The following is a 12,931-nucleotide window of genomic DNA, read 5'->3' as shown; positions in this document are numbered from 1 at the left end:
CAACTAAAAGAACATCATCAACACCTTATTTATCCATTCGAAGTTCATTGGATTTTGCTGCTTTACACTTTTCTTTAGCATACTCATACCCCTTGTCCCACCAATCGGTCATGAGTTTCTTATTAAAAATTAAAGAGTTTTCTGTTAGTCGGGATGGCGTATAATAAAGATTTAACTTCACACCACGGTTTTTAGCCGCCAGTTTTCCTATTAAAATATCACTGCGTTCCACTTGATCTAAAAGGTGACCAAAAAGGTTTAACATTAAGGAATATGGGTTTTTTCCTAAAACCTTATTGTATTGCATGTTTTCGGACTCTAAAATAATCGCATCAATTTCTTTAGCTCCTCTTAAAATCGCCTCACGAATAGGCACCACACAACCAAAAGCACCATCGGCATATTCAAAACCATTTTTTTTTACCAAAGACATAAAAGGAATATAATTACAAGAAATCCAAACCCAATCGCAAAACTCGTCGTAACTAAAGTCTTTAATAGATTTATATTCAGCAATATTTTTAGACAAATTAGACACAGTTACTACAACGTCCTCCTTAGTCGCTTTAATTTGATCGTAATAGGCTTTCGTAAAATGCTTTCTAAAATAACGTCTTAAGGCCTTGCTTTCACCAAAGGTGCGTTTCATTTTTATAAATTGCCACAATGAGTTTAAAAAATCGATAGATACAAACTCGCGATCGCCTTTTTTTCTAACAATAAAGGGGTTAACACTAAAAATATTGTATTGATTCACATTAGTAAAAACTTCGTGAATTTCATCTAATTTTCCCGCCGCTAAATGCGGAATTAATATACTCCCTGTTGAAGTTCCCACATACAAATCGTATTCGCGCTTTTCTTCCTTAATTAAATACTCTGCCACACCACCTGCGTATGCGCCTTTACTACCGCCTCCAGAAATAACTAATGCTTTCAAATTTTTTAATTTTTGTGATTATAAAATGACCTTTAACACCTACTTATGCTCCTCCAACAATTGTTTAGCAAACTTTGAAAATTGCCAATTATGATGCTTTGTTGCTTGTTGCAAATTATCCAGGCATAATGTTCGGCAAGCTTGAATCTGATTTAAATAAGCAAAAGCATTCTGACGAATTTCAAAACTATACCTCGGATTGGTATAATTGGTGAGTTCGTCAAAATAACGTGATTTATTTAGGGGCTCAAAATCTTCTGTAATCAATGCTAAAGTTAACCAAAGAATACGCACGTTTTTATCGTTAAAACCAACGATATCCTTGGTTTGTTTTAAATATAAAGAATTATCATTAGGAAAACTACGCCATAAATTGAATAAAGTCGCTTCTATGGTAGCGTAAGACTTATCTTGAAGCAGGGTTTCATAATCTGCTTTTTCAGATGAAGTGATGGATGACATGGATAAAGCCACGGCTTGTCTCTCTTTAATAGAATTTAGATTAAAGACCGATTTTGTAATATTTCCTCTTAGCAAGCGGATTACTTCAGCGTTTTGATACTGGTTTCCCGAAGCTTGTATAAACTTCTGGCAATCTTTGGCCGATTTATCGCAATCCAAATCTAAAAACGCCTTATAGCCTTTAAAATTTTTCCTTAGATAACTTTCAATCTCATTATAATGGTACTTCGAAGATTTCAGCCATTTGTTTACAAACTCGGTTAAGTCTTTACCGCTAGTCTTTTCTATTTCAGAAATAAAATCTTGGGTTTCAACATTTTTAAACTGATACTTCCATAAATAATTTTTAATCCCTTTTTTAAAGTCCTTCTCGCCTACCTTATCTTTTAGTAAAACCAAGACCCAGGCGCCCTTTTTATAGAAAGTGGTGCTACTCGATTTCGGATCCAATAACGCAGTACTAGCTCCTGCCCTGTCTTGATCTAATAACTCCTGGGCATATTCATAAAGTTTGTACTGATAATATTCTTCTCCAAAAACCTCCCGCTCGGCTAACAAAGCATAGTAGGTCGCAAAGCCCTCTTGAAGCCAATGGTGTGTTCCAGATGATTCGGTTACTAAGTCGCCAAACCACTGATGCGCTAATTCGTGCGCATTAACATTCACATAGTTTTTATCGACAAAAGCGGTTTCATCAATTAAAAAGGCATCGGAAAATATAGTGGCACTGGTATTCTCCATGCCGGCATACAGAAAATCTTTAACAGGAACCTGCTTGTAATTTTGCCACGGATAAGGCACGCCTATTTCTTGTTGTAGAAATTCGAAAATCTGCAGAGTATGACGGTAGGTCGGTTCAAACTTTTCTTCATAAGCAGGGTAATAATACATTTCTAATGGAATACCGTTGTTTGAAAGCGTTGTTTTTTTGTCATATTTCCCAATAGCAAAGGCCAACAAATAACTCGACATGGGCTTAGTCATATCAAAATGCCAAGTAGCTAAAGGCCCCGAAATGGTTTTATCGGTAAGCTTGCCGTTAGCTATCACTTCGTAATTTTTATCGAAGGTAATGCTTAAATCAAATTCGATTTTTTCATTCATATCATCGATACTTGGCAACCAATTACTGGTGTATTTCCCCTGACCCTGAGTCCAAATTTGACGGTTACCATCAATATACTCCCAATCGATAAAATATAAAGCTTTTTTCGGACGTGCTTCCCAAGTTATCTTTAATGAATAAGAAGTATTTGCTTTTAATTGATGATTAATTTTAAACCTTACGCCATTGTAAGTTCCTACTTGAACCTCATCATTTAAAACAGCTGATATGCTTTTAAAACCTTTAGCATCTAGAAAAATGGAATCGGTGTCCTTTAGAATATCAAACTTATAAACCACAGTACCTTTAACTTCCTTAAGTATTAGATCACCAAAAGAAATTTCAGCTTTAGCTTGCTTAAAGTCCACAATTTCGGTTTGTTGCGCTTTACAAACTTGAGATACTAATAATAAAAAGATAAGCAGGATTTTATTCATCTAAACGTTGGGTAAAAGGCATTAATTTGTATGTGCTTATTATCTGGTAATAACACTTCAGAAATAAACATACGAAAAAAATACTTTAGTAAGATACCCTTAATTAAGATACGGTCTTAAAAAATGTATTCAGAAATATCCTCCTTTATCAACCATTCATGCAAGTATGATTGGCACGAATGGATCTTTGCGTTTTTGAATAGTAAGTAAAAATCATAAAAAAAGACGAAAACTAACTAGTCTTCGTCTTCAGGTTTGATCAATTCTGATTGATACTTCTCGAGAAATTTCTTTTGCTTTTCAAGCATGTCTTGTCTTAATTTTTCAGTATCTATAAAATCCTTACCAAAAGAACTTCCAAAGAAATCGTCATTAAAAAATTGCTTACTAAAAAGAGAATCTTGAGAAAACATATTTTTAAAACCCTCATTTTCAAATCTTGAGTAGTTTGAATAAAACTTCGATTTAAAATTTTGCATCAAACTATCTCTAGTAAAAGGCGACACATCTTTAAATGTATCATTTGAGGACCAGGAATAAATACTATCATAACGTATTAAATTCCCGTGTTCATCAAATTCCTTATCAACTTTCCAAGAGCCTTTAGGTGCCTCAACAGCATCCTTATTTTTTTCGCTAGGAGCCATTGTATTTCCTTCCTTATTTTGTCCATTGCAGCTTGCTACTAGTAAGCCAACTGCTATTAATATTAAAGATTTTTTCATCACTATTAATTTTAGGTTAAACTACATTTAAGTGATCTAATAAGCATGTTGAAAAAATCATCTATCTATTCGAGTGTTACCTACAGAGATAGACAAAACATCTCGAAATTCTGTTCAACACGCTAACTTGAAGTACATTCCAAAAAATTATTATAATTTACAGAATAAGCAATAACGTTCGATAATGACATTTACCTGAATACCTGTTTATTATAATCATGAACTCAGATTAAAATTTCTTGATAAAAACCATTAAAAGGATGCTGATTTTTTTTCAGCATCCTTCTTAATGTCTTACCCAGATACTAAGAGATTGTCTTATGAAATTTTAATGCTTCTTACAGGCTTTTGCTTTGCCTCTTCTTTTTTAGGCAATTCAATACTTAAAATACCGTTATCGTAGTTCGCATTAATTTTCTCATCGTTAACACTTTCTGGAAAATTAAAAGTTCTTTTGAAAGACGAATACCCAAACTCTCTTCGATTATAATTATAACCTTGATGCTCTTTTTCTTCCTTAACTTCTGAAGAAATAGAAAGGGTTTGGTTGTCTATATCAATTTTAAAATCTGATTTTTTTAGACCAGGAACAGCCATTTCAACCACAAAAGCATCTGCAGTTTCTTTAATGTTTACTTTGGGTAATGAAATTCCCGCATTAAAATTAGAAGTAAATACAGAGGGTAATTCTCTGTTAAAAACGTCATCCAACCAATTTGACCATCCAGACCAACTTGGTAAATTTGAATTTGAATTTGTGTTCGCTAAACTTCCATTTTTAGGAACACTTACTAAATTGCTCATAATTAAAAGTTTTAAATTAAACATTATTTCAAATAGAAATCCTTCAATAATTTCGTTAAGTGTTAGGCAAAAAAAATACCAAACCTAAAAAAACTGTGATTCTATTATGATTTTGACTTTAAAAACTAAAATTCAACACCAAAAACAAGACAAAACGTCATTATTCAATGTATTGAAAAGCGACATTTTGACATTATAATCCCAGAAAACACATCTTGTCATAGTTGTTTTTAAAGCTTAAATGACATCAAAAAATATAGCATGTAGAATTATTTCAAAAATAAACCCTTAATTCTCATCATAAAAAAAGACTGCTTAAAATACCATTTTAAACAGTCTTTTTTCTACAATATATCAAGTTCCTGTAATAGCTTATTCAGAAAAACATGACACTAAAGCCTCACTTTAAAAACTATGAAACTCTATTAAATTCGCTTCGTAATACTGATCTCCAAGCTTGGTTAACAAATTTCGTATTACATGACTATCACCTTTAACAGCAATAGCAGAATACCCCACATTATTTAAATGTCCTAGCCTTAAATCGGCAATATTAATGTTTTTAGACGCTAAGGCCGAAAGTAATATTAAAAGAACCCCAGGAGCGTTATTATGCTTTGTTAGGATCACCTTTTCGCTTAGTGCTAAATTTAAAGCCACGCCATCCATTTCTAACAAATAAACACCTTCTCGGTAGTAATTTGGCAGTTCGGCATTTTCTTTATATGTCAAATTACTAAAGGTTCCAGAATCGGTTCCCGTTATAAAATCGATAGCACTTTTAACATTGCCATTACCTTCACTTAGTGATAAAAAGGCCTCTGCCGTACCGTTTTTATTCGATTTTAAACGCGCAGTTTCCACATTAATACCTTCAGAAGCCAAAGTATTAAACAATGAAGAAATAACACCTGGCTGATCTAAATGCTCTGAAAACAAACCATTAACTTTCTTTCCAGACATTTTAGGAATTTCATCCGTAACCGTAATGGATTTACCCCATTTTCTAATACGGATGGCGTTGTAATCGCCCATCCCTGTTGAGTTCTTGTATAAATCTACAAACTCAGAGAAAGAGCCTCCAAATGAGAAATCTGGTATAATACGGCGTTCTGTGTCATCCAATCGCTGATTTAACAACTCAATTCCCTTATTTAAAACGGTATATTTTACCTTCAGTTCATGATCGTCGTAAATCGTACGGTTTTCCGGAATAAGTTTCGAGTAACTTACATAACTCTCGTAACCTGCTTCCTGTATATATTCTAAACTTTCCTTATAATTTAAGCCATAGTAACGTACATGATGCGTATCGGTACCCACACAAACAGGGATTTGTAATTCGCGAGCTCGACGTAAAATACTTTGTACAGGGTATACGCCAACACCTTTAAACTTTCCTGCCATATTCACATCTAAAGAGAGGTTTCTATCGGCAATAAGCTCTAAAAGGGCTCTAAATTTATTAGCTAAAGGATGCGAACTTGTTTCAAAATTTACGAGTGCTTCAGGCATATCCACATTCAGTTTTGGTAAATCGATATGTCCGATAATCTGAATCATATCACCAAAACATTCAATCATTTGGATTATTTCATTGAAATACCCATCCCAATATGCTTCCAAGCTTCCTCTAAGCTTCAGTAGTTCTTCAGCCTCTTCTTTCGAACCATCATAAGGCAGACCTTCAGGAGCAAAGTGTACCGAACCAATTACGTAATCGGCATCTTCCGCTTGAAAAATCTTAGAACGACTCCATTGTAAACCTAAGTCCGGCCCCATCCATTCCAACTCAACACCAAATTTTATATTGATTCTCCCGGCGTATTTCTTCCGCAAATTTGCTATACGTTTAGGGTAGTTTAAATAAGATCTGTTTCCACGAATAAACTTAACATTCGTATCTTTTTCAGCCGTATATCTAAAATTTGTTAAACGCGGTGAATGAATAATAAAAGTAATGCTTGGGTTTTTCGCTTCAATGGCTTTATCAATAATATCCTCTAGTTTATCGATACCATGCTTTACGTGATCTTGTTCGGTTCCTGCATGGATACCATGCGTTTCCCATATAAATTCGTTGAGTTTTCTCATCAATCTATCTAACTTTAAAATCGTCTTTTTTTAAGAACAACAAATTTAACCATTGCTATAGAATTAATAACAAACATTTAATGCTTTTAGTTAAAATTCAATAATCTTCTAAATTCTCAAAATAAAATTTCAAAAATCATCCAGATATTAAGAATTCAATAAGGGTTTTCATTTTATTTTTATTGATTAAATTCGCCTCGTTATGTCTGTAAACCTACAAACTCCCATAGATTATTTAAAAGGCGTAGGCTCGAGTCGAGCCGATTTATTACGCAAGGAGCTTGGTATACACACCTTTCAGGATTTAATTAATTTATTTCCAAACAGATACATAGATCGCACCCGATATTACAAAATAAACGAATTACAGCAAACCAATGCTGAAGTTCAAGTTATTGGCAAAATAACAGGTTTTAAAGAAGTCGCTCAAAAACGAGGCAAACGACTAGTTGCCACCTTTCAGGATGACACAGGTACGATGGAATTGGTTTGGTTTCGCGGACAAAAATGGATTCGTGAAAGCCTAAAAGCAAACAAACCTTATGTCGCTTTTGGGAAATGCAACGCCTTTGGAAATAAATTCAGTATGGCGCATCCAGACTTAGAGTTAATGGAAGCCCATGAAAAAAATATTCGTTCGGCTATGCAACCGGTATATCCATCTACCGAAAAATTATCAAATCGAGGGATAAGCAATCGGGTTTTGTGTAAAATCATGCAGCAATTATTTATCGATTCTGGCGGAAAATTTGCCGAAACTTTACCCGAAAATATGCGCTCGGAATTACACTTAATTAGCAAATCATCGGCGCTTTTTAATGTGCATTTCCCTAAGAGTTCGGAGCTACTTTCTAAGGCACAATTTCGACTAAAATTTGAAGAATTATTTTACATTCAACTGCAATTAATTATTAAAAATTTAGTGCATAAATCGAAAATAAAAGGGCTCCCATTTACGAAAGTAGGCGACTACTTTAACACCTTTTTTAGGGAGCAATTACCCTTCGATTTGACAGGTGCACAGAAGCGCGTTTTAAAAGAAATTCGTGCCGATTTAGGGAGCAATGCACAAATGAACCGCCTTTTGCAAGGTGATGTGGGTTCTGGGAAGACCATTGTAGCCTTCATGTCAATGCTCATGGCTCTTGACAACGGTTTTCAAGCTTGCTTAATGGCCCCAACTGAAATTTTGTCAGCCCAACACTTTAACGGACTACAAGAGTTGTGTAAACCACTAAATATCAGTATCTCACTACTCACTAGTTCAAGTAAAACTTCAGAAAGACGAAAAATTCACGAATCCCTAGAAAATGGTGAATTACAAATTTTAATTGGCACTCACGCCCTTCTTGAAGACAAGGTGAAATTTAAAAATTTAGGCCTTGCCATTGTCGACGAACAACACCGTTTTGGAGTTGCTCAAAGAAGCAAATTATGGCGGAAGGGACCGACAAGCCCTCCTCAATCCTCCCGAAGGGAGGAAGCCAAAAAAGTACTTCAAAAATACATGACGGCAAGACCTTCAACCTATAAATTATTAAAGGAACTTCAATCTGAAAACAAAAAAAAAAGCACTCAAGCAGAACAAATTTTATGGGAAAGTTTAAGAGGAAAAAAACTCGATTTAAAATTTAGAAGACAGCATATTATTGATGAATTTATTGTTGACTTTATCTGTATTGAAAAAAATCTAATTATTGAAGTTGATGGCGGTTATCATAACACCATAGAACAAAAAGAAGCCGATGATTTACGTACTAAAATTTTAAATGAAATAGGTTTTAAAGTTATTAGGTTTACCAATGAACAAATAACCGGCGACATTGACAATGTTTTAGATTATATTGAAAAGCAACTAAAAAGTCTCCCCTCTGGGGAGATTAGAGAGGCTTCCATCCCACCACACATTTTAGTGATGACCGCTACCCCTATTCCACGAACTTTAGCCATGTCGGTTTATGGGGATTTAGACATCTCTATAATCGATGAATTACCTCCAGGAAGAAAGGCTATAAAAACGGTGCACCGCTTCGATAAAAATCGCCTTAATGTATTCCGATTTATTAGAGATGAAATGGATAAGGGCAGACAAATTTATATTGTATATCCGCTTATTCAAGAGAGCGAGAAAATGGATTATAAGGATTTGATGGATGGTTATGATAGTATCGCGAGAGACTTCCCCATGCCAAAATATCAAATTTCCATTGTTCATGGCCAGATGAAACCCGCTGATAAAGAATTTGAAATGCAGCGCTTCATTAAAGGAGAAACACAAATTATGGTAGCCACGACAGTTATTGAGGTTGGTGTTAACGTTCCTAATGCCTCGGTTATGATTATCGAAAGTGCCGAGCGTTTTGGTTTATCACAATTACATCAATTACGCGGACGTGTGGGGCGTGGTGCCGAACAGAGTTACTGCATTTTAATGACGGGACACCAACTTAGTGCCGACAGCAAAACCCGCATGGAAACCATGGTACAAACCAATGACGGCTTTGAAATCGCCGAAGTTGACTTACGCTTAAGAGGTCCGGGGGATATTATGGGCACCCAACAAAGTGGCGTTTTAAACTTAAAAATTGCAGATATCATTAAGGATAACGACATTTTAAAACACGCTAGACATCAAGCAAAAAACTTATTGAAAACAGACCCTAAATTGGCGCTTCCAGAAAATCAAGTGGTATTAAACACCTACAAACAGCTTACTAGGTTTAAAAACATTTGGAATTACATCAGTTAAGGTTATGATGCTTTCGGATACAGAAATCTGTTTTAGAGTAATAACACCCTTGTAGATTCCCAACTTCACTAGAAAAACAAAAAATTAAAATACCTACTTTTACAAAAAAAAGATATGCTTGGTTTAAAATTAGCAACAGACCCACGCTGGGTTAATATTGTAGAATCTAACATAGAAGAAATTTTAACAGACCACGCCTGGTGCGAGCAAAAGGCAGCAACGAATGCCATAACTATTATCACCTTAAATTCTGAGCATACCGATTTGGTTACCGAACTCTTGGAACTGGCTAAAGAAGAATTAGAGCACTTCCAAATGGTGCATGATATCATAAAGAAAAGAGGCTACACTTTAGGGCGCGAGCGTAAAGACAGTTATGTTAATGAGCTTTATAAGTTTATGAATAAAGGCGGAAACCGTGTGCAGTCTATGGTAGACAGGCTTTTGTTTTCGGCCATGATTGAAGCCAGAAGCTGCGAACGTTTTAAGCTCCTCTCTAAAAGAATTAAAGACCCAGAACTTTCAAAGTTTTATCATGATTTAATGATTAGTGAAGCCGGACACTACACAACTTTTTTAAAATTTGCACGTCAATACGGTCAAGGGGTCGATGTTGAAAAACGCTGGAAAGAACTCATTGATTTTGAAGCTAAAGTGATTCAGAACTACGGAAAAAGTGAAACCATTCATGGCTAAACGCTTTTTGACAAAGTATTCCCAGAAATTTATTTAAAAAGGCCGTCTAAATGCCTTACAATTTAGTTTTGTCAAGTTAACCCTGTCGAAACCCTTATAAAAATAGGGATATTTCGACAAATTCAACACAACAGAGATATAACATTTTAGACAGCCTCAACTCACTGATTGAAGTTTGATTGATGACACTTTTGTCGACTTTCAAGGTATTTATATTTTAGACTCCAAGGTGTTAGTGTTTTGTTAATTAACAGTTTACAACGATTCAAATTCATTAAAATCTTCTCAAACAGATTGATTAACTTTGCAAACCTTAAAACAAGTGAGGCAAACAATACGCATGATTCATATTCATCAAAAAACATTACAAGATTTAGAATTTCAAACCGTTTTACAGCAAGTTAGCGAACATTGTGTTACGCCACTTGGACATGAAAAAGCTTTAGAAATTTCACCATATAAAATAAAGGAAGAACTCCTTTTTTCTTTGCAATTAACACATGAATATGTGGCCTCGTTTTATAACGATAACCGCATTCCAAATCACGGTTTTGATGCCATTACCAAAGAGCTTAAGCTTTTAAAAATAGAAAACACCTTTTTAGAAGTTCATGGGTTAAAAAAAATTGTAGCCATGTCGGTTACAGTTAACGATATCCTTATTTTTCTAAAAAAGTTTGAAGAATACTACCCCAATTTATATCAGTTTGCTTCACATATAGAAGTTACCAAACTGCTTATTGAAAAAATTAATAGCGTTGTCGATCGTTTTGAAGACATTAAAGACAATGCATCGCCTTTATTACAGGAATTACGACAGTCTATTAATAAAGTTAAAGGTAAAATTAATGCCAGTTTCAGTTCGGCCTTAAACACCTATCACGGATTAGAATACTTGGACGACATTAGAGAGTCGGTAGTAGACAACAAGCGTGTTTTGGCGGTAAAAGCCATGTATCGTCGTAAGGTTAGAGGCTCTATTATGGGCGGTAGTAAAACGGGGAGTATTGTTTACATCGAACCAGAAACCACGCTGCAGCACACCAGAGAGCTTAATAACTTGGAATACGAAGAACACGAAGAAATCATTCGTATTCTAAAGGAAGTTACCGATTATATTCGTCCGTTTTTACCTTTACTAAACGATTATCAGAACTTTTTAATTGATATCGATGTCATTTCCGCGAAAGCGAAATACGCCAGATCGTTAAATGCGATACTTCCAGAAATTTCAGATGAAAAAAGTATGTTTTTACGCGATGCCTACCATCCGATACTCTATTTAAACAATTTAGAGAAAGGCGAAAAAACATTTCCTCAAACCGTCGAACTCCAACAAGACAGTCGTATTATTGTGATTTCAGGACCGAATGCCGGCGGAAAAAGTATCACATTAAAAACAGTCGGTTTACTTCAAGTTATGCTTCAAAGCGGGATGTTAATTCCAGTTCACGAACGAAGTAAAGTATGTTTGTTCGATAGAATTTTAAGTGATATTGGTGATAATCAATCTATTGAAAATCATTTAAGTACTTACAGTTACCGCTTAAAACAAATGAATTATTTTTTAAGAAAGTGTAATAAAAACACACTTTTTCTTATTGATGAATTTGGAACAGGCTCTGACCCAGAACTTGGTGGTGCCCTTGCGGAAACCTTTTTAGAAGAATTTTACCATCGCGAGGCCTTTGGAATTATTACCACCCACTACTCCAATTTAAAGATTCTGGCTAATGAAATGCCACACATGCTTAACGCTAACATGCTTTTTGATGAACGCACTTTAGAACCCTTATTCAAATTGGTTATCGGTCAAGCCGGAAGTAGTTTTACGTTTGAAGTCGCGCAGAAAAATGGTATTCCATACGGATTAATAAACCGTGCTAAAAAGAAGATTGAGCGCAGTAAAGTACGTTTTGATGCCACGATAGCGAAACTTCAAAAAGAACGTTCAAAACTTGAAAAAACAGGTCAGTCGTTAAAGTTAAACGAAAAGAAAAAGCTAAAGGAAGCTGATAAGTTGGAAGAAATAAATGCTAAAATTCAAAAGAAACTAGAAAGTTACCAAGAATTATATGATAGTAACCAGCGCTTAATTTACTTAGGACAAAAAGTAAATGATATTGCCGAAAAATACTTTGAAAACAAGCAGAAACGCGAATTAATGTCTGAACTTTTTAAAGTGGTTCAAATAGAAAATTCGAAGCGTAAAAAAGTTTCAGCTAAGCAAAAGAAGGCTATAAAGGCCAAAGAGCAGAAAGTGAAGCAAGAAGCTGAAAAGAAGGTTGAAGTGATTCGACAAAAGAAAAAAGTCGCTAAGCAAAAAGCAATTGAAGCGACTAAACCTAAACCAACCTTAAAACTTGGCGATCGCGTACGCATGGAAGATGGCCGTTCCATTGGTACTATTGATAAAATTGAAAAAAATAAAGCCGTTGTGAATTATGGTATTTTTACGACTAATGTGAGTATAGACCAATTAGAGTTGGTGGAAGCAAAAAAATGATGGATTTACCAAAACATAAACAACTTATTCTTTTTGACGGTGTTTGCAACCTCTGTGATAGCAGCGTGAAATACGTTATAAAACACGATAAAAACAACCGTTTTTTGTTTGCGGCGTTACAAAGTGAGATTGGTAAAAAAATTATTAAAGCTTATAAGATAGACACCGAAAAAACGGACTCTATCCTACTCTACATCCCTGAAATAGGCATTAGCTACAAATCTACCGCAGCTTTAAAAGTGGCGTTAAAATTAGGGTTTCCACGGAATTTAATGGGGGTGTTTTTAATCGTCCCTGCCTTTATTAGAAACGCTGTTTACGACTATATTGCAAAAAATCGTTATACATGGTACGGCAAAAAAGACAACTGCATGATTCCCACGCCCGAGTTAAAAGCTAAGTTTTTAGATTAG

At 34.9% G+C, this 12,931-nt stretch carries 9 protein-coding genes; 4 read left to right on the top strand and 5 right to left on the bottom strand.

Annotated features, from left to right (window positions below; translation table 11 throughout):
- Positions 1 to 25 precede the first annotated feature (25 nt).
- The 5 genes from C1A40_RS14705 to C1A40_RS14685 all read right to left on the bottom strand — a co-directional run bounded on the left by C1A40_RS14705 (position 26) and on the right by C1A40_RS14685 (position 6,567).
- Positions 26 to 940, bottom strand: a complete 915-nt coding sequence (locus tag C1A40_RS14705) for a patatin-like phospholipase family protein (protein ID WP_102996550.1) — start codon at positions 938 to 940, stop codon at positions 26 to 28.
- A 39-nt stretch (positions 941 to 979) separates the two neighbouring features.
- On the bottom strand, positions 980 to 2,944 hold the full coding sequence (locus C1A40_RS14700) for a M1 family metallopeptidase (protein ID WP_102996549.1): 1,965 nt from the start codon (positions 2,942 to 2,944) through the stop codon (positions 980 to 982).
- A gap of 236 nt (positions 2,945 to 3,180) precedes the next feature.
- The gene (locus C1A40_RS14695; RefSeq protein WP_102996548.1) at positions 3,181 to 3,669 is read right to left on the bottom strand and encodes a hypothetical protein; all 489 of its coding nucleotides are present in this window, start codon (positions 3,667 to 3,669) and stop codon (positions 3,181 to 3,183) included.
- A gap of 318 nt (positions 3,670 to 3,987) precedes the next feature.
- Positions 3,988 to 4,473, bottom strand: coding sequence for an Hsp20/alpha crystallin family protein (locus tag C1A40_RS14690; RefSeq protein WP_102997231.1), 486 nt, complete (start codon positions 4,471 to 4,473; stop codon positions 3,988 to 3,990).
- 405 nt (positions 4,474 to 4,878) lie between these two features.
- Positions 4,879 to 6,567 (bottom strand): histidinol-phosphatase HisJ family protein, encoded by a 1,689-nt coding sequence (locus C1A40_RS14685; protein ID WP_102996547.1) that lies wholly within the window; start codon positions 6,565 to 6,567, stop codon positions 4,879 to 4,881.
- A 202-nt stretch (positions 6,568 to 6,769) separates the two neighbouring features.
- On the opposite strand from C1A40_RS14685, the gene C1A40_RS14680 reads away from it, so the two are divergent.
- The 4 genes from C1A40_RS14680 to C1A40_RS14665 all read left to right on the top strand — a co-directional run bounded on the left by C1A40_RS14680 (position 6,770) and on the right by C1A40_RS14665 (position 12,931).
- Positions 6,770 to 9,316 (top strand): DUF559 domain-containing protein, encoded by a 2,547-nt coding sequence (locus C1A40_RS14680; protein ID WP_102996546.1) that lies wholly within the window; start codon positions 6,770 to 6,772, stop codon positions 9,314 to 9,316.
- 114 nt (positions 9,317 to 9,430) lie between these two features.
- Entirely contained in the window at positions 9,431 to 10,012 is a 582-nt protein-coding gene (locus tag C1A40_RS14675; RefSeq protein ID WP_068604167.1) for a MiaE family protein, read from the top strand.
- A 340-nt stretch (positions 10,013 to 10,352) separates the two neighbouring features.
- Positions 10,353 to 12,518, top strand: coding sequence for an endonuclease MutS2 (locus C1A40_RS14670; protein WP_102996545.1), 2,166 nt, complete (start codon positions 10,353 to 10,355; stop codon positions 12,516 to 12,518).
- A complete protein-coding gene (locus C1A40_RS14665; protein ID WP_102996544.1) occupies positions 12,515 to 12,931 on the top strand; it encodes a thiol-disulfide oxidoreductase DCC family protein in 417 nt (138 codons plus the stop codon). The genes C1A40_RS14670 and C1A40_RS14665 overlap by 4 nt, the downstream gene beginning before the upstream one ends.

The organism is Tamlana carrageenivorans, from assembly GCF_002893765.1.
GTDB classification, from domain to species: domain Bacteria; phylum Bacteroidota; class Bacteroidia; order Flavobacteriales; family Flavobacteriaceae; genus Pseudotamlana; species Pseudotamlana carrageenivorans.
Note: the sequence above shows the minus strand (reverse complement) of the source record. Positions and strands in the feature narration are given on the sequence as shown.

Excerpts from the sequence above, each read along its gene's own strand:
- C1A40_RS14700 (WP_102996549.1), bottom strand. The coding sequence starts at position 2,944 with ATGAATAAAATCCTGCTTATCTTTTTATTATTAGTATCTCAAGTTTGT.
- C1A40_RS14695 (WP_102996548.1), bottom strand. The coding sequence starts at position 3,669 with ATGAAAAAATCTTTAATATTAATAGCAGTTGGCTTACTAGTAGCAAGC.
- C1A40_RS14690 (WP_102997231.1), bottom strand. The coding sequence starts at position 4,473 with ATGAGCAATTTAGTAAGTGTTCCTAAAAATGGAAGTTTAGCGAACACA.
- C1A40_RS14685 (WP_102996547.1), bottom strand. The coding sequence starts at position 6,567 with ATGAGAAAACTCAACGAATTTATATGGGAAACGCATGGTATCCATGCA.
- C1A40_RS14680 (WP_102996546.1), top strand. The coding sequence starts at position 6,770 with ATGTCTGTAAACCTACAAACTCCCATAGATTATTTAAAAGGCGTAGGC.
- C1A40_RS14675 (WP_068604167.1), top strand. The coding sequence starts at position 9,431 with ATGCTTGGTTTAAAATTAGCAACAGACCCACGCTGGGTTAATATTGTA.
- C1A40_RS14670 (WP_102996545.1), top strand. The coding sequence starts at position 10,353 with ATGATTCATATTCATCAAAAAACATTACAAGATTTAGAATTTCAAACC.
- C1A40_RS14665 (WP_102996544.1), top strand. The coding sequence starts at position 12,515 with ATGATGGATTTACCAAAACATAAACAACTTATTCTTTTTGACGGTGTT.